Annotated in this window: 17 protein-coding genes; 3 read left to right on the top strand and 14 right to left on the bottom strand. The window is 43.1% G+C overall.

Translation table 11 applies throughout. The annotated features are described in order from the left end of the window. Window positions 1-42: 42 nt before the first annotated feature. Both RG959_RS09170 and RG959_RS09175 read right to left on the bottom strand, forming a co-directional pair. A complete protein-coding gene (locus RG959_RS09170) occupies window positions 43-1,350 on the bottom strand; it encodes an ammonium transporter (protein WP_342796833.1) in 1,308 nt (435 codons plus the stop codon). Then, window positions 1,350-1,712 carry a P-II family nitrogen regulator gene (locus RG959_RS09175; RefSeq protein ID WP_251272685.1) on the bottom strand — a complete coding sequence of 121 codons (363 nt, stop codon included), beginning with the start codon at window positions 1,710-1,712 and terminating at the stop codon, window positions 1,350-1,352. Before RG959_RS09175 ends, RG959_RS09170 begins: the two co-directional genes overlap by 1 nt. Window positions 1,713-1,948: 236 nt before the next feature. On the opposite strand from RG959_RS09175, the gene RG959_RS09180 reads away from it, so the two are divergent. Together RG959_RS09180 and RG959_RS09185 are read left to right on the top strand one after the other, a co-directional pair. Then, window positions 1,949-2,179 (top strand): DUF2188 domain-containing protein, encoded by a 231-nt coding sequence (locus RG959_RS09180; RefSeq protein ID WP_342796834.1) that lies wholly within the window; start codon window positions 1,949-1,951, stop codon window positions 2,177-2,179. Between the two features lie 171 nt (window positions 2,180-2,350). Continuing rightward, window positions 2,351-2,959 (top strand): hypothetical protein, encoded by a 609-nt coding sequence (locus RG959_RS09185; protein WP_342796835.1) that lies wholly within the window; start codon window positions 2,351-2,353, stop codon window positions 2,957-2,959. A gap of 392 nt (window positions 2,960-3,351) precedes the next feature. Here RG959_RS09185 and RG959_RS09190 read toward each other — a convergent pair whose 3' ends face one another. The 9 genes from RG959_RS09190 to nikA form a co-directional block, all read right to left on the bottom strand. Continuing rightward, entirely contained in the window at window positions 3,352-4,128 is a 777-nt protein-coding gene (locus tag RG959_RS09190) for an NERD domain-containing protein (protein ID WP_342796836.1), read from the bottom strand. A 151-nt stretch (window positions 4,129-4,279) separates the two neighbouring features. Next, window positions 4,280-6,121 carry a DHA2 family efflux MFS transporter permease subunit gene (locus RG959_RS09195; RefSeq protein WP_342796837.1) on the bottom strand — a complete coding sequence of 614 codons (1,842 nt, stop codon included), beginning with the start codon at window positions 6,119-6,121 and terminating at the stop codon, window positions 4,280-4,282. Window positions 6,122-6,129: 8 nt separating this feature from the next. After that, a complete protein-coding gene (locus RG959_RS09200; protein ID WP_342796838.1) occupies window positions 6,130-6,783 on the bottom strand; it encodes an HlyD family secretion protein in 654 nt (217 codons plus the stop codon). Then, a complete protein-coding gene (locus tag RG959_RS09205; protein ID WP_251272691.1) occupies window positions 6,780-7,223 on the bottom strand; it encodes a MarR family winged helix-turn-helix transcriptional regulator in 444 nt (147 codons plus the stop codon). Before RG959_RS09205 ends, RG959_RS09200 begins: the two co-directional genes overlap by 4 nt. A 163-nt stretch (window positions 7,224-7,386) precedes the next feature. Further along, window positions 7,387-8,226, bottom strand: coding sequence for an ABC transporter ATP-binding protein (locus RG959_RS09210; protein ID WP_342796839.1), 840 nt, complete (start codon window positions 8,224-8,226; stop codon window positions 7,387-7,389). Continuing rightward, window positions 8,223-9,023 carry an ABC transporter ATP-binding protein gene (locus RG959_RS09215; protein WP_342796840.1) on the bottom strand — a complete coding sequence of 267 codons (801 nt, stop codon included), beginning with the start codon at window positions 9,021-9,023 and terminating at the stop codon, window positions 8,223-8,225. Before RG959_RS09215 ends, RG959_RS09210 begins: the two co-directional genes overlap by 4 nt. Continuing rightward, window positions 9,020-9,868 (bottom strand): nickel transporter permease, encoded by an 849-nt coding sequence (gene nikC / locus RG959_RS09220; protein ID WP_342796861.1) that lies wholly within the window; start codon window positions 9,866-9,868, stop codon window positions 9,020-9,022. The genes RG959_RS09215 and nikC overlap by 4 nt, the downstream gene beginning before the upstream one ends. Then, entirely contained in the window at window positions 9,868-10,455 is a 588-nt protein-coding gene (locus RG959_RS09225) for an ABC transporter permease (protein WP_342796841.1), read from the bottom strand. Before RG959_RS09225 ends, nikC begins: the two co-directional genes overlap by 1 nt. Then, window positions 10,456-11,982 (bottom strand): nickel ABC transporter substrate-binding protein, encoded by a 1,527-nt coding sequence (gene nikA / locus RG959_RS09230; RefSeq protein ID WP_483298871.1) that lies wholly within the window; start codon window positions 11,980-11,982, stop codon window positions 10,456-10,458. 468 nt (window positions 11,983-12,450) lie between these two features. On the opposite strand from nikA, the gene RG959_RS09235 reads away from it, so the two are divergent. Continuing rightward, window positions 12,451-12,897, top strand: a complete 447-nt coding sequence (locus tag RG959_RS09235) for an ATP-grasp domain-containing protein (protein WP_342796842.1) — start codon at window positions 12,451-12,453, stop codon at window positions 12,895-12,897. A gap of 445 nt (window positions 12,898-13,342) precedes the next feature. Here the strand turns inward: RG959_RS09235 and RG959_RS09240 are convergent, their stop codons facing one another. The 3 genes from RG959_RS09240 to RG959_RS09250 form a co-directional block, all read right to left on the bottom strand. Then, entirely contained in the window at window positions 13,343-14,698 is a 1,356-nt protein-coding gene (locus RG959_RS09240) for an arsenic transporter (protein ID WP_342796843.1), read from the bottom strand. A 1,297-nt stretch (window positions 14,699-15,995) separates the two neighbouring features. Beyond that, window positions 15,996-17,081: a CotH kinase family protein gene (locus RG959_RS09245; RefSeq protein WP_342796844.1), complete on the bottom strand. Its 1,086-nt coding sequence runs from the start codon at window positions 17,079-17,081 to the stop codon at window positions 15,996-15,998. Between the two features lie 537 nt (window positions 17,082-17,618). After that, a complete protein-coding gene (locus RG959_RS09250) occupies window positions 17,619-18,008 on the bottom strand; it encodes an SET domain-containing protein (protein WP_342796845.1) in 390 nt (129 codons plus the stop codon). Window positions 18,009-18,290: the final 282 nt, after the last annotated feature.

Here is an 18,290-nt window from a genome sequence, read left to right on the forward strand (position 1 = left end):
CGATCATCCTCTTTCGTCAATAAAGGATGATCGTTTTTTCGCTTATTTAACTGCTGCTTTTTTGTTATGAATAGGCGCTACTGTAATCCCTGTTGTTTCTTCAAAATCATACAAGCTGGTTGGCACATCGGTAAAACGCTCCAACTCGTTGTAAGCCGGAATACCGTGAAAAGACATATCCAGTCCTTCCTCTTCTTCCCGCTCGCTCACACGCAAACCAACTGTTTTTTCACAAATGACCGCCATTATATGTCCGGCAGTCAGACCCCAGACAACGACTACCGCTGCTCCCAGCACTTGAACACCGAGCAGCTTGGCATCTCCTGTTGTAAAAAGACCTTGAGAAGAATCAAACAAGCCAACAGCGATTGTACCAAACACCCCGTTGAACCCGTGGACAGCTACTGCTCCAACAGGATCATCTACCTTCAAGCGGTCGACAAGCAATGTTGCATAAATGACAATGATGCCGCTGACCGCCCCAATGACGATGGCGCTCCAGCTTTCCACAAATGCACAGCCGGCTGTTACAGCTACAAGACCGGCAAGTACTCCGTTCATCGTCATACTCGGATCTGCTTTACCAAATTTGCTCATTGTCATCAAAAGAGCCGTCGTTCCGCCGCTCGCTCCCGCCAGCATGGTATGCAGGGCAATCGCTGCTAAAGAAGCATTGGTTGCATCAAGTGTACTCCCCGCGTTAAACGCAAACCAGCCGAACCATAAAATAAAAGCGCCGGCAGATGCTAATGGAATATTACTTGGCGCAAATACGTTGACGCTGCCATCTGAATTAAACCGGCCTTTTCTTGCTCCTAAGCGCTTTGCCATGGCAAATGCCGCAAAGCCGCCAAGTGCATGAATTGCCGCGGAACCGGCAAAGTCCTTCATGCCGAGCTGTGCCAGCCAGCCGTCGCTGTTCCAAATCCAGTGGCCGGACAGCGGATAAACAAGTATACAAATCATCGCTGCTGTTAACATGTATGCTTTAAAGCTCATTCGTTCTGCTACTGCGCCGGATACAATAGATACGCAAGCAACCGCGAAGCCCATTTGAAACAACACAAATGCCGCACTAGGCAGGTCGATGGATAGAGCAATATTTTCCGGGCTGCCAAACAAGCTTGTCCCAATCAAACCAAATGCACCTTTTCCATACATAATGCCAAATCCGACCATCCAAAACGCCAGTGCGCCAATTGTTAAATCGACAAAAATTTTCATCGTCACATTGACCGCGTTTTTTGTCCGCACAAAACCTGCTTCCAGTAAACTAAAGCCGCCTTCCATAAACAGCACCATAGCGGCTGCGATGACGACCCAGATTGTATTCAAATGGATGACTTCCATCAGCTTCGTCCTCCCTGCTTCACATCATCAATTTCAACGTCCGGCTGGCCTGTACGAATATTATAAGCTTCTAGAATTGGGTACACATAAATTTTTCCGTCTCCGTCTTCCCCTGTTTGAGCAGACTTGATAATTGTATCGATCGTCGGCTCTACCATATAATCAGATAAAATGATTTCCAGCTTTACTTTCGGATGCAGTGTGACTTTGTAACTTTTCCCCCGATACACTCCCTGTGTATCTTTTTGTTTCCCCCTGCCTACCACCTGCGAGACTGTAAAACCCGTAACACCAATATGTTTTAACCCCTTGATTGTTTCCGTGATTTTTTCCGGCCGAATAATCGCTTCGATTTTTTTCATGTCCCTCACCCTTTGTTAGATTTCCTAACATAGATTTGTTCATAATTATAACAACATATTTCAGAGAGTCAATGGTTTCATCTGGAAGTCCTTCGGAAAAGATCATCTTGAATCCACATACTAAAGAGAAAAACATACTAATCTAGTCCCCCTTACGTTTGTTCCTTTTTAAAAAAGGACAAATAGTGAAGAAGAATAAAAACGCAGTTTATAACAGCAAAAAGGAGTGACATATTATGGCAGACAAAAAAGAGCCAGAGGTTCATACTGTTCCAAATTCAAACGGCGGCTGGGATAACAAACAAGGAGGGGAAACGATCAGCCATCATTCAACCAAAGCGGAAGCAGAAAAAGACGGGCGCGAAAAAGCGAAAAGAGATAAAACAGAACATAGAATTCATAAAAAAGATGGACAAATCGGAGAATCAAACAGCTACGGCCATGATCCCTATCCCCCGAAAGGATAATTGTTTCTTCTATAATAGGAGAGCCATTCAAGCAAGCGGCTCTCCTTTTCTCTGTGCATTTGCCGCTGTTACTTTCTATTTTCTTTGGGTATGAAAAGTGCGTTGAAGAGAGAGAAAGAAGGTGGCATACTGAAGCTATGTCATCTCTTAAAAAAGTGAGGAAATCGGAACGTGAAATCAGCACAAAACGAAGCAGGGAATTGGGACCTGACTGCCTTTAAACTGCTTCCTTCTGCCAAGCCCCCTTTTTTCCACGGCCATACGATTCGCCAAACGGCCTCGTCTTTCTTTTGGCGGACGAAGCTGCGTCCTTTTGTACTGGAGCAGCAGGGAAAACAATGTGGCATTTGCGGATGGAAACCCCAGCAGGAGCAGGATATGCGGCACCTTCACCTTCATGAAGTGGAGGAATACGACTTTACGAACAAGGTGTGCCACCTGCTCGACATCCAGCTTATTTGCCGAAAATGCCACGCTTTTCACCACATTATCCGGACGGAAATAGTTTCAACGAAAGAACAATGGCACGATTTAATGCAGCATTTTGTTTATGTAAATGACTGTTCTGCGGATGTTGTCGAAAAGTTTGACCGGATTACCGCCAAAGCCCTTCTGTCAGAAGGATTCGACTCCGAAGAATGGCATCCGCGATCGGCTGAAGAAGCAGCTGAGCTGGCAGCAAAGCCGGTCCGATATACGATTCACCCCAAGATTCCATTTGCAGAAGAGCTGGAAGGGCAAATCCGTAAAAAAGGACTGCTTTATCAAACCGAATCATAAAAGCAGATGCCGGCCGGCATCTGCCTAAACTGTAGGCAAATTATGTGGATGACCGTACACATGAATAGGATAGATCGGCGGCGTCCAGGCAGCTCCGCTTTCCATGGGGCAGGCGCTGAGCCCGACTTCGCCTGGCGGCTTCACCGGTCTCAGCTGCCCGCTAGTCCCATAGGAGTCTGTGCTGCCCTCCTGCCGCCAAGTGGCTTACGACAAGATTGTATAGGGCTAATAAGGTCATCTCTCTCTATTTTAAAAAAAGAAAATGTCTATTCAGTCCTTGCTTATGGATTTTCAACACCACTTATCGGCTCTTTTTTAAAAGCGAAAGACCTTGTCTACACACTGAGCAGATACTGTCCGGCATCTGCTGTTTTTTTCGGCAGAAAAGCCAGCTAGTCTTCTCTTACTTTCGTAAACCGGCACTCCGGAAAATGGCTGCAGCCCTTGAAGGCTCCATACCTTCCAGTCCGCTTTACCAATGCCCCGCCGCATCTAGGGCAGACTCCCTCACTTTTGTTTCGTTCCCTTTGCCGTTTTCCACTTTTAATAGCCCGTACGTGCTTTTTTTCGATCGCCCGTTTTTTTCTCCTTCCCGCTTCATTAAAAGGCTCAAGCTTCTCGGCAAGCTCTCGCACAAGCACGGCATTCATGCGCTGTTTTCGTTGAGTACAGAGTGATTCCACCAGTTGATCTGCATATAAAACACTTACTTCCTTGAAAGGCTCTCCAAGCTCAAGCTGGGACTTTCTTGTAAAAGCGATGAATGAATAATATTTTATTCCATTCGAATGGCCAAAAAACTCTTTTAATGCACGAATATGGCCTGCATTTTGCCAAACTGGATTGTAAAAGGTCTCTCTTCGTTTCAAGGTCTTTTGGATCCAATACTTTTCTGACTCATCACCGAAAATTCTGCCGCTGAAGTTTTTGGTTTCAATTACGAAAATACCGTGTGTTGACAAAACCAGGTGGTCAATTTGCGCCGTCCGGCCATTGCTTCTTGGAATATAAAGATCATGAAAAACGGTGTATATCGATTGGTCGAGCTTGTCCAGCTCCTCTTGAACGGTTCTTTCACCAAGCACTCCTTTTTTACGTCTGGAACTGCCGGAAAACCTGGCGGCCGATATCATTATCGCGCCTAATAGAAGTAAAACAATAAAACCCATAAATCAATTCCTTTCCACCAAAATAGAACATCTGTTTTTATATCGACCGAAAAGTACAAATATAAAGCTGGTTCAAAAAAGAAAGCCCCGTTTTAACCATAAAAAAATCCACCCTAAAAGGGATTGCCTTCTAGGGTGGACGTTCAATTGATTATTGTTCTTTAATCCGTGCCCGTTTCACAAAAAATACAAGAATGAGGGCGAGCACAGAAAGCCCTGTCGCGACCATAAAAGCATCATTAATGCCGTCAATGGTCGATTGCTGTACGGCCTGGGCGTAAAGAAGCTGAGTTGTAAGCTGGTTTCCTGCCGCCCCCGGCAAGTGGGCCATAGCAGATAAGCTTTGGCCAAGCTGCTCAAACTGATTGGAAAGAAAAGAGTTAGAGCTTGTAACCGTATTTTGATAGGCACCATAATGCGCCCCTTGTCTTGTGGTCATTACCGTGACAAGAAATGCGGTTCCAATACTGCCGGCAACCTGTCTCGCCGTATTGGAAGCGGCTGTTCCATGCGAACCAAGATGGCGGGGCAGCTGGTTGAGCCCTTCCGTCATTATGGTCATCATAATAAAAGACATACCGAACATCCGCAGTACGTATAAAACCAGCAGATGACTGTAACTTGTTGTCATGCTGAGCATCGTGAACTGCCATGTTGTTAAAACGGTAATCGTTAAGCCGATCACGCCGAGCCATCTGGCACCTATTTTATCAAACAGCGCCCCGGCAATCGGAGACATGATCCCCATCACGATCGCACCCGGAAGCATAAGCAGTCCGGACTCGAGCGCGGTAAAACCGCGAATGTTCTGCAGATAAATCGGAAGCAGAATCATCGCACCAAACATCGCCATATTCACGATCATGCTGACGACCGTTGTCAGTGCAAAAATATCATATTTAAACACACGCAAATCAAGCATTGGCTTATCTGTAGTCAATTCCCGCCAAACAAAAGCGATCAATGACACAATCCCGATCACAAGCGAAAGAACAACGACCGTGCTGTCCCAACCGTTATTTCCGGCTTCACTGAAGCCGTACAGCAGGAATCCAAAACCAATTGTGGAAAACAGGAACCCGGGTAAATCAAATTTCGGATTGGTTATTTTCGTAACATCTCTCATCCACAAAAAGCTTAAAACTAATACAAGTACGCCAATTGGAATAACGATGTCAAACAGCAGTCTCCAGGAATAATGGCCGATCAGCCATCCGGATAAGGTCGGGCCGATTGCGGGTGCAAAAATCATAACAACGCCCATAAGCCCCATTGCCTTCCCGCGTTTTTCCGGCGGGAACAGCACGAAAAATACCGTCATGAGAAGCGGCATAATAATCCCTGCTCCGCTCCCCTGAATTAACCGTCCAATCATCAGCATGGTGAAGTTTACCGATAACGAACAAATGAGTGAACCGACCGTAAACAGGAGAATCGCCGTAATATACAGCTTCCTTGTTCCAAACTTTTCAATAAGAAACGCCGTAACCGGGATTAAAATTCCGTTCACGAGCATATAGCCCGTCGTCAGCCATTGAACGGTGTTGGCTGAAACACCCAGATCATTCATAATATGCGGAATCGCTACATTCAGCAGCGTTTGGTTTAAAATCGCCACGAAAGCACCAAGCATTAAAGCCGTTAAAATTCTTCCTGTGTTGAAGTTTTTTGGTGCTTCCGAAGCCGTTTGTTTCGGCTCCTCAACTATTTCTTCTTTCGGCTGAACATTTGCTTCTACATATTCCAATGCCGGCTCTGATACAGCGGAATTTTGAAGCACCTCTGCTGTTTCTTCGGATAAATCCTGCGGAGAAGCCGCCTCATCGTCTTCTTCTTTTCGGTTCGGACGGACTTCTGCAGAGCTTCTTTCACGCTCCTCGCGCATCATAACCGGTTGATTCATGTTCTGTTTTCTTCGTTTCACCGCTCTAAAATTAAAGAGCAGCAGCACTAACGCACATAAAAGAACATAGACTGCTCCATATATTAACATGTGATCACCTACTTATGAATTCGCACGGTTACGTTCATACCAGGAACGATGGCTACGCCCTTGCTGTCATCAATCGATACTTTTACAGGAACGACCTGCGTGACTTTCGTAAAGTTCCCTGTATTGTTTGAACTTGGCAGTAAAGAAAATGTTCCAGCTGTTGCTGAGCCGATTTGTGTGACTTTTCCTTTTAACGTTGAATTCGGAAAAGCATCTACATAAATGTCCACGTCCTGCCCTACATCTACTTGATCCACTTCTGTTTCTTCAATATTAGCCGTAACCCATAAATTGTTTAAATCGTACGCTTTCGCAAGCGGTGTTCCAGCAGCAACAAATGAATTTTGAACGGCTGTGCTTTGAACAATCGTTCCAGCTGTTGGAAGTGTAATGTTCATCTGTGATGCTTGTCCATCTGTACCTGTGATAGAAAGCGTGCCAACTTTCGCGTCTTTAGAGAACTCTTCACCTACATTACCTTTCCATTCTGTTAATTTTCCGTTTGCAGGTACAGAAATAGTTACTTGCTGACCGGCGATTTGAGCGTTGTCTGTCGTTAAGTAATTGACAGCTTTATTGTAGTAAGCATAGCCGCCTACGCCGCCGCCTACTAAAACCAATAGGATAATAATGTTAATCAAAATTAAACGCTTTGCGTTCATGACTCCTGTTCCTCCTCTGATGAGAGTTTTGTTAAAACAATTTGGTGCAGGCGCAGAAGATGGGAAATCTCCTCTTCTGGCAGCTCAAGAATGTCATTTAATTTTTTGACGAGCTTCGATTCAGACGAAACGATTTGCTCGAACACGGCTTTTCCTTCTTCTGTTAAATCAATAAACACACTTCTTCGATCCTCCTGCGGAATGATCCTTTCAGCCAGCCCGTTGTGAACAAGCCGCTCAATCACACCGCTGACCGTACTGTTTGTCAGCATCAGCCTTTCAGCTAATTCTCCCAGGCTTATATTTGGATTTAAATGAATGATATAAATGGCTTTCAGCTGCACAACCGTAATGCCAAGCCGATCCGCGTCTTGCTTTATTAATTTATTGATCGCTTTATTGATCCTCCAAAAGGAAGCCAAAATTTCATTGTTCAACACGCTGCTTATTCCCCCTTTCTTCTGTCTCTTTTATTTTCTACCGAAACATTTCGTATACGAAATGTTTCCTCACGAAGAAAAATTATAATCACCTGCAATGGCATTGTCAATCTAAAATACTTGAAAAAACAGCTTCCTCTTATCCTTTGCTCTTCGGCTGTTTTTAGCCCTTTTTTGCTGATGGAAACAAAAAAGCCCGGCGCAAGTGATGTTTACTTGCGCCGGACCTTGGATCATGTTTTAAAAAAAAAGAAATCAGCTCTTTTGTATAAGAATGGCGTTCTTCCGCCCATAGCTGCTCCCGGCTGAATTGGTCGACCAGTTTCCCTTCCTTCATGACTATGATGCGCTGGCTCATTTTTTGCACAGCGGCCAGGTCATGGGAGATAAATAAATAAGAAAGACCGAGTGTGCGCTGCAGCTCTGTTAATAAATCAAGAACAGCTCCCTGGGAAAGTACATCAAGGCTCGCCGTAGGCTCGTCTAACACAATCAGCTCTGGTTCAATGCTGATCGCCCGGGCGATTGTAACCCGCTGTTTTTGTCCACCGCTTAATTCATGAGGATACCGGTTTGCCAAATCCTCTGGCAATTCAACCGCCTCTAAAAGCTGTTTAACAAACGCTTTTTTGGACGTATACGAAAAGTGGGCAGGCTTTAGCTCGTTCTTGTACTGTTCATACGGGTCAATGAGAGAATCTTTTACTTTCAGTTTTGGATTCAAAGCAGCCGACGGGTTTTGAAACACGATTTGCATTTGCTTTCGGTAAGGATACAATTGGCGTTCGGTGTACCTTTCAATCGCTTCGCCTTTAAAACGAATAGAGCCGCTGTCAATCGACTCTATTCTCAGCAGGCACCTAGCCAATGTACTTTTGCCACAGCCGCTTTCCCCTACAAGCCCAAGACATTCGCCTTTATCTAATTCAAAAGACACGTCATTTACAGCCGTTTTTCCTCCGCTGTATGATTTCGTCAATTGCTGTACAGCAAGAAGCTTCATGTTTTCCCCTCCTCCTGTAAACCGGATGGCAGGCGGTGGTCAAGCACAGGCGCCGCCTTGATTAACTGCTTTGTATAAAGGTGCTGCGGATGATCAAGGATACGATGCTTTCCTCCTGATTCAATGATTTCGCCTTCCTTCATGACGGCAATCCGGTCCGCATAACGTCTTACATGGCGCCAGTCATGTGTAATAAACAAAATGGCACAGCCGGTTTCCTGCTGCCTCCTGGCAAGCAGCTCTAAAATCTGATTCCCGGATACACTGTCGAGCGCGGTGGTGATTTCATCGGCAATCACCAAATCGGGAGCCAGCAAAAGAGCCATCGCAATCGACACGCGCTGCAGCTGACCGCCGTTCAGCTGAAACGGATAGCGTCCGGCCAGCTCCTCACTTAAACCGACGGATTGAAGTGCTTTCCCCACTCCAGCCATACGGGCTTGCGGTGAATGAATGCCATGGGCTTTTTGGTATTCATCGAGGTACTGGCTAATCGTGCGAAATGGTGTGAAGGAGCCCTGGTAATCTTGAAAAATATAAGACAGCTTCCGGCCGCGGACTGTCCGCATTTCTTTTTTGGACAGCTCCAGTACATTTTGTCCGTTTAAAAAAATGTTGCCTTCTACATTCAAGCCAGGGGCAAGCATTTGTCCAACAGCTTGTGACAGGATGCTTTTTCCGCTGCCGCTCTGCCCAACAAGAGCAAACCATTCTCCTTTTTGAATCGCGAGGGAAACGTTTTGTACGAGCTTTTTCTGCCTGCTGCCAATCGTTACCTGCTCAACGGATAAAATCATGACTGCCCCTCCTTTTTTACATCAAAGCGATCACGCAAATAATCACCCAGTATATTCGCCAGCAGTACAACAAGAACAATCGCAAGGCCCGGATAGATCATTAAAGCCGGCATCGATTGAAAATACGGGCGTGCATCATTCAGCATAGCTCCCCATTCCGGCGTTGGCGGCTGGGCACCAAGACCGATATAAGATAAGGAAGAAATCAGCAAAATAATTTTGCCAAGGTCGAGGCTGGCCAGCACAAGCACGTTTCCTGCTATGTGCGGAAACAAATGTTTACACATAATTTTCCGTGCGGACAGCCCATTAATCCGGGCAATGAGTACGTATTCCTTTTGTGATTCAGTTAAAACCGTGCTTCGAACAAGCCGGGCATAGCCGACCCATTTCACCATCACGATGGCGAGCACAAGGTTGCCGATTCCCGGTCCAAGCAGCCCGCTCAACACGATCGCCACGATTGTGTCCGGAAAAGCTAAAAAACCATCAGCAATCCGCATAAAGACGCTGTCAACCCAGCCCCGCTTGAAGCCTGCAATCAATCCGAACGGAATCCCGATGGCGAGAGCGGCAATCAGAGCTAAAAAGCTGGAGCCGATTGTTTGCTGCCCTCCTAAAAAAAGCCTTGTTAATACATCACGGCCAAGATGATCGGTGCCGAGCGGATGCTCCAGGCTCATTCCCTGCAGCCGGCTGCTCATATTTGTCAAAGTCGGATCATGCCGCAAATAAAAGAAAGCATACAGGGTACCTGCCAGCACAGCAGCCAGGATCAAAAAGGCAGCGGCTCCCTGCCAATTTTGCTTTATTCCTTTTGGCAGTTGTATAGAAAAACCTCTCATCATGGTTTGTTCCTTTCTTTTAATTTCATTTCCGGATTCAAATACCGATACGAGACATCCACGCATGTATTCACCACAAACACGATGACGGCCATGACCAAAATGTATCCTTGTATAAGCGGATAATCACGCTGGCGTATCGCATCAACGACCATTTTTCCAACACCGGGATACGCAAACAACACTTCAATCACCACAACACCGCCAATTAAGCTGCCTAAACTAACGCCAAACACCGTAATAACAGGCGGAAGGCTGTGTCGCAGTGCATGAACGAAGAAAATGCGCCCTTCTGACAGCCCCCTCGCTCTTGCGGCACGGATAAACTCCTGACTAATCGAGTCAAGCAGGCTGGAGCGAAGCAGACGGACGTATACACTTGAAATCGCCAGCCCAAGTGTGACCGACGGCAAAACTAATGACATAAACCCGTCTCTTCCCATCGTGGGCAGCCAATTCAACTGAACACCAAACAAATGGATCAAAATCAAGCCAAGCCAAAAGCTCGGAATCGCCGCTCCGACAAAAGTAATAAACAGCAGGAAAAGAGTTACTTCAAGAAATTTACGGACAAGAATCTGAAGCATTTATTTCACATCCAATTGGTTCGTTATCATATAATACTCACTCCGGGTTGTGACCCAGCTTTTTACTTTATCATCGTTATACGCGACAATCGTGGACGGGTGCAGCACAAAAGAATTGATCACGTTCTCATGCACATAATCCGCCGCCTGCTCTGCCAGCACTGCACGTTTCTTCTGGCCGACTGTTTGATTAAGCTTGTCAATCATTTTTGTCAGTTCCGGTTCTTCTGCACCGCTGAAATTCAAAGCACCTTTCGGATGATACGTTGCGTTTAAATAATAGCCGGCATCGCCACGTGGCGATGTTAAATTACTGTATGTCGCCAAATCCCAGTCACGGTTAGACGCCATATATTCTTCCGGAATTTCAATTTGCTTAATTTTTACGTCGATGCCAATTCGTTTCGCATCAGATTGAAACACCTGTGCAATAAGCGGCAGGTCAGCTCTGGCGCTGTACGTGAGCAGCTCAAATTGAAGCGGCTTCCCATCCTTCTGCATCTTTCCATCCTTCAGTGTGTAGCCTGCTTTCTGCAAATATTGCACAGCCGCATCCGGACCGGATAGCGGGCGTTTCTCGTACGTCGGCGCAAATGGCAGGGATGGCAAAAACGGCCCTTCTGCTGCTTCTCCGTATCCTAACAAAATCGTATCGACAATTTCCTGGCGGTCAATCAATGCATCAACCGCACGGCGTACATTGACATCTTTTAAACTTTCACGCTGCATATTCATCGTCATTTGATGAACACGGAAGGTCTCCGTCGATTCTACTTTCATGCCGGGTTGTGCTTTCAATGCCTCCAGGCTCTCCACCTCCGGCCGGTAGACAATATCGACCTGCCCGGATTGCAGTGCCATAGAACGCGCATTGGCATCTTCGTTAAACGAGAATGTAACCGAGTTCAGCTTTGCAGCCCCGTCCCAGTAATCATCATAGCGCTTAAGCTCAAGCCGGCTTCCCGGAACAAAGGACGTCAGAGCAAAAGGTCCCGTGCCGACCGGTTTATTGACGATATCTTTTTCCGACACATCAATGATAGATACATTTGGATTCACCAGTTCAGAAATAAATTCAGGAAATGGTTCTGTATTTGAAATGCGCAATGTATAGCCGTCTGCTTCCATTTTGTCGATCTTTAATGCATTTTGAACAGCTGTGCTTTCTGTCAGTGCCCGTTCTAGAGAAGCTTTTACTGCCTTCGCATCCATTTTCTTTCCGTTTTGAAAGGTGACATCTTCGCGCAGGTGAATCGTCCAATTTTGCCCGTCTGTACCTTCCCAGCTTTTTGCCAGCCATGGCGCGATCGTTAACTTCTCTTCATCAAGCCGGACAAGCGTTTCCGTTATACCGGCTCGCAGTGGAACGTAGCTTGAATCAACATGTGGATCTAAAGAATTGGTTGAGAAATTATAAAGAAAATGAATGTGCTTGTCTTCGCTTGTTGACGCCGTCGTACTCGATGAAGACTGTCCGCAGGCTCCCAATAAGCCAAGACAAGCTGCTGCTATCCCTATCTTCAACAAGCCTTTCCATAAAACACGCTTTCTCCTTACCTTTACTGTCTGCACCCAACATCCCCCTTATTTCGTAATCATTACGTTTTATCAATAGCAGTGGACAAAAAAAAAACAGCAAAGCAATCCTCTCTTTTCTTCGGCTGGGCGGCAGATAAAAGCAGGGGCTTTGAAAAATTTTACGAATAAAGGAAATTTACTTATACAATGAATCTAGCATTTGCATAAAATAATGAGAGAGGGACAAAGGGGGATCAAGAACGAGTCTACTATTTTATTGATGTAAGCAGTAAGCAGAGAAATTTGATAGATGGAAATATCATAAATGATGTTTAAAGAGCTGATTCGTTTGTATGCAAACCATTATATTTTTAGGCAGCGAAAAGTCTGGGGTATTTTACTGTTTTACTGACGGATAGAGAAAAATGGATCAAGCAGCAGCGGAAAGAATTTACGGACGTACATCAAATGATTTAGATGAGCAGCTTAACGGACAAAAAAGCGATTCTTGAAGAAGTTTCCTGCTTAAAAAAGCAGGGAAAACAAATCAAGGCCTTTATGAGTTTTATTGATCCACTGGTAAGCCTTGCAGCCGATATTTCCCGGGAATTAAATTTTGCTGAGCATTCAGTAGAGGTTCTTTTTAATATGAAAAATAAAACAAGGTTTCGGGAATTATTAAAAGAAAGCCGAGCCGAGCCTTTTTATGCTGTTTGTTCAATTGAAGAAAATGAGGACAATCTCATTAAAAAATATAGTGTACACCTCCCTTTCATTATAAAATCTCCTGTGTCTAATGGCTCTAAAGATGTTCTTCTCGTTCCTTCAAAGAAAAGGTTTAAAGAAGCAATCAGGCATTTCCAAGAACGCTTCCCCGGCGCGCTGGTCTTGATGGAAGAATACCTTGATGGTCTCAATATTTAATTCTTTCCTAACTTCTTTAACAGCCACTTCAGCTAGTTTCATCTGTACAGCCTTCATTTTATTTCTGCTGGACAACTGACTCCCGTACCCATATAGAAAAACACATTCAAGTTGGCTTTTCAGGTCATTACATACCCGTTTTTCAACTTAAAGGTGTTTTGTTCGTCTCAATTTATGAGGTATTCCCTAATTCAAAGTTTAATGCTTTTACAAGGCTTAGCTGATGATTACCTAATGGATGTGGTGGCTGGATTTATGAGAGAGGTTAATATAAGTAAAAGTATATGTAGAAAAAAGCTCTAGATTCTAAAAATCCAGTCCTTTTCCAATACATATACTAGCACTTATATTATATTCAAATTTCCTAATCCCAAATACGAATTCGTTTCATACATTTTTAATCTCTAACTATTTTCTGTTCTATTTCCTGCGGGAAGATCAGAAACTAAGTGAAAATCACCTGTACCCAATAGAATAACAAGAATAATGTGACGATCGTTGTCAAGGGTATAACAATCAATGACACGCTTAAATAATCTTTCCAAGAAACATGAATTTTATTTTTCTTTAAAATATCCATCCAAATTAGGGAGGCGAGAGTTCCGATCGGCAATAACAAAGAGCCCATATCACTGCCAATAATGTTCGCAAGATAAATCATCTTTAAAGTGATAGGGTCTATCCCCATTTCTGTTAAAGTAATGGTTCCAATCATTAAGGCAGGATGGTTATTGAAAAAATTGGATAAAACCGAGACTAATCCGCCCATCATAAGGCTCGCCTGGAACAGTCCCTGGTTAACAATCGGTTCACATGCCCTTACAAGCATGGCCGTTAATCCTGCATTGTGGAGCCCGTAAATAATGACATACATAGAGAAGGCAAAAAGTAAAATGTGCCATGGAGTCTTTTTTAAAATATCCAGCGGGTTTGTTCGCAAATGGTACCATCTCCATGCAAGCAAGAGGAAGGAGCCAAGCACTGCCACCAGCTCAATTGGAATGGACAGATAGGATGCCACAAAGAGCAGGCAGCGTACCACAAACACAAACAGTAAAACCTTTAACATAAATTTTGTGCGTTTATGTTTTGTTTCAACAGACAGTGTCCCTTTTAATGGATGAAAATTTTTAGTGAAAAAGTTTTCTTCTATGTCCTGCAAAGAAGCAGGCAGCGTTTTGGGTAATTTCTTCTTCACTACAATAAACATTAAAGTTGACATGAACAATAATCCAAGTGTTCCAGGCACAAACATCATGGCAGTATGCATATAAAGAGTCATATGGACAATTTCCAATGCAATTAAATTGACAATATTGCTTACGCCAATAGGTACACTAGAAGCGGTAGCGATCAGAGCGCCACTTAAGAGATATGGAAGCTGTTCAGATGGTTTTAGCTGAAGATTGTGAAGAAGTAAAATTAAAATGGGTGTCGTAATTAAGATACTGCCGTCATTGTTAAATAAAAGTGTCATCAAAAAACATAAAAGCTGAATGTACCAGTAGAGACGATAGCCCGAACCTTTAGCTAACTTTGCAAGCCGCGCAGCTGCCCAGTGAAAAAAACCGAAGCTTTCCAATACGACTGCCATGACGATCGTGGCTATAATTGTAATGGATGCACCGCCTATCTTATCGATAATATCTATAATATCTCCATAAGATACGATCCCCGTCAGCAAAATAATCCCTGCCCCAATCGACGCCGGCCATGCTTCATTAATCCCGCCTGGCCTTAAAAATATAACAAACATTGTCATGATAAAGATCAAAAAAGTCAATCCAATTTCAAAGCTCATTCGTCCCTTCCCCTTTTTGAAAAGTCGTCAATTAGAGTCCCTTCTTCTCCGTTTTATTACATTTATATTCACCTCTATTAAAAAGCAACTGTACAACCACCTAGTCTTTAAACTTATGCCGAAACAATTCTTAAACTTCTAGACATGAAAGACCCTGGATGGTCTATACTTATCCAGACAAAAAATAAAGGTGGCGTACACTTGATCTAAAAAAGATGGGAATCCGGACATTTACGTTCCATTTCAACAAAGGCTTCTTTCTTCGACCAACTATGGAAGAAAGGCTATGCAGCTTTTATCAGTACCTATTTAACATTATGGCTGAGATGCATAATTCTTTTAGCTATATGGGTCTGTTCTTAGAATGGAAGAATCTCATTGAGAAAAATGCTTGCATAAAAGTCTACTACTTGATTATTTAACTAATTATCTTTGTTTTTCTGTTACTTCAATTGCTCCTGCTAAAGAAAGAATATACTCCTGTATCGTTTGCTTAATTTTTATTTCCACATTTGAGATAATTTCCATCCAGAGGGCGAATTCCATTTATTAAGACAGGATCTTTCTCTCCCTCGTCTGCTGTCTCTCCTGTTACTATGCAATTTCTCCTGGTGTCAAACAGAGCTAGTAGTGGAGTCGATTTGAGTGCACAGAGCTTACAACATAAGTATAAATTTAACGGTTCTTCCACCTGAAACTTCCGTTTTCATTCATTGGCCCCTTCTGAATCATTGTATGGCGTTTTTTGAAATGGACGTCGGAAGCGAGGCTGAATAAACGAGCCCCTGTTCACTTAGAATGCAGATTATCGACACAGTGAATCTACACTGCAGACCGACTTTAACTGTGCGGGGCCGTAAGTATGCCGATGTTATTCAAAATACGAATAATGACGCTCGTTACATCATGTTTAATCTGGTTCTTTTCAGTCATCGGGTAAATAACTTAAAAGTGTAGGGGAAAAGCATATTCCTTTTCCCCTTGGCTTTTCACCTGTACCATTTGCAATACTGAATGTAACGATCGTCCCAAGTCCTATTTTCTTTTCATTTATTGTAAAAAACATTCCTAAAGGTGATTGATTTGTTTTTGTCTTATGCCTATTCCCTCATGACAAAGATCGATTTATATATGGGAGTGATGACAGAAATAAGAAACAAAAAGACCCTAAAAAGCAGCAAAGATAAAAAAGGAAAAGCGGCGGTGAGGTGGTTTGTTCCATTTTGTATAAAACAGAGAAATCAGCATTGCTCTTACCATTAGAGTTAGAGTCTATAAACATAAAGTGAGAATTCTTTTAATTCAAATCGGCTAGGTGCTTTCTCAAATAGTTGCTGCGATCACGAATGAATTGAAAAATAAAATCTGGTTCGCTATCGAATACATCGATCGTTTTCTTTTTATAAGGGTCTAGAAGAATATGCGGACGTAAAGCTTGGTGCAGCAACATCACTTTGTTTTCCATGTAGTCGACGGTAAACTTGGTTTCTAAGGTCTCCTCCAATATGTTTCGATAAAGTTCACGGTACTCCGGTACCTGCAGAAGCAGGCAGGAAAGGTGGTTGCTTTTCTTTCCTTCAATCGGAACGTAATCGTACCGCATCACCCCGCCGTCGACCTTTCTTCCCCAGGTTGCATCATAATCCCAGGGAATGATTTCGAACAAACCTGTCTCACTGTTGCGATACAGCGCGTAGTTATGAGTGAATCCATCATTATTCATTGTGCAGACAGCCCCAGCAAGCCAGCGTAAATATTTATCAATATTGAGGTACTGAGGAATTTCATCAGGAAATTGAGAAAGGTGGGTATGGTTAATTTTCTCTATCAATTTTTGAAGAAAATCATCATCTGACGGGCTTCCAGACACTCGTTTATACCCCGAAAGAAGTGACTCTTTTTGCTTCTCATCTCTTGTTAAGGAGAAATTAGCATTATTGTTGACGGCATAATAAATAGGACCTAAAGGAAGGTCTCTCTTTTTCAAGAACAAATCATCGACGGATTCTAATTGCAAGTAGACACCTCTAAGAGAGTCATTTCGGATTAAATTGATATGCTGGCTGTGTGGAGAGAGAACACTAAGATCGCGGAATAAGTCCAAAGAAAGTTTATTGCGGATAAGAGAGGGGTCCTTGTACTCTGCATTGAGATGAATAACGCGGGCCCCGGAGTATGTTGACGGCTTGACGAATTCTATTTGGTAGGATCTTTTGCGAAATTTTCGTGTATAAGAACCCCGATAGGCAATATCGACATCATAGATGACTCCCTCTACTTGTAAATAGGCAGGAACAGGGGTATCGCTCCGCACATCTCGCCGCAGCTCTTCTAGGTCCCCTTCTTCGATTATCAAAAAATAAGACGGAATTAGATAAGACATATCATTTCTTTTCCTTTCTATATGCGTGATAAAATGATACGCTGGCATTGTACCTTTGTGGACAACTAATAAACCAAGTGATTTTAAGAGGGGGAAGAAATTTAGGCCCTTCTACAAAAAAACCCAGGAACGTATCCCTGGTTTTTTTGTTTGCCGATCTCTTGATCCAATCTTCGTTCTTATTTGATCTATCCTCTGTTAATATTACACCTTTTACGTTTTTTCAAAGTCGATGTTACTTACCTTCCACTTTTCTTTTGGTAAAAAAACTCCTTTTAATCATCAATACATTATATTCAAACGGCTATAAAGGTGGTACCGAAACAGGACATTGGTGGAGATCTTGTAATCGCCTGCTCAGTGAAATAAATGTATAAAGAGGAAATCTTCTTTCACCCAAAAATAAGGGGATAAAGAAGACAAAATGCAGCTTCAATGCAGGTGAATTTGTCTATGGTCTGAAGAGCTTTTAATGACAGCACATTTAAATATAAGTGGAGGAGCAATAAAAATTTTTATTATTTTTGGGATGCGGCATCAAGTTATGTAATCAATTACCTCAAACCATACTGCAGATTTATCTTCAGGATCACAATTGTAATTTATTGTGATTTCTTCATTCCTGTTAATGTTAGTTATTGCATAAAAGTCTATAGATAAATTTTCTACATTATAAACAAACACAGCATTTGGCGTATAGGAATGATTAAACAGGGATCCATATCCTAAAGCAATCGCTGTTTGCTTATAATTTTTTCCCCAAGTGAAGCAGTAATCAACAAGCACTGTCTTTTCTATATATTCCCACTCATTTTGAGGCGATATTAAAACTGGGGAGACTTCAAAAAGCTCGCCTGTTTTAATATCACGCGCCGCATAAATTCCTCTGCCATACTTATCAGTGTTTCTTACGTATATCGGGTTCACAGTGTTTGCCCCTTTCTATAACACCAGAACGCATTTTTGATTTGCAGGGTTGATAAAAACCATTACCGATTTATTAATTTGAATTCCCACTTTTACTATTCTTTTTGGAGTTGATAAGATTACTCTTTAAGCAGCAATTGCTTCTGTTTGATCAATTATTCATTGATCAAACAGAAGCAATTTTTTCTATCTTCGCCGACCTTTTTTAGGTCCTTTTTTAGGCCCTTTCTTTGGACCTGTTTCTGTATCGCCTGTGCTTGTCGTGCCTGTTGATGTATCGCC

Origin of the sequence: Domibacillus sp. 8LH (genome assembly GCF_038806185.1) — a bacterium.
Classification (GTDB): domain Bacteria; phylum Bacillota; class Bacilli; order Bacillales; family Domibacillaceae; genus Domibacillus; species Domibacillus indicus_A.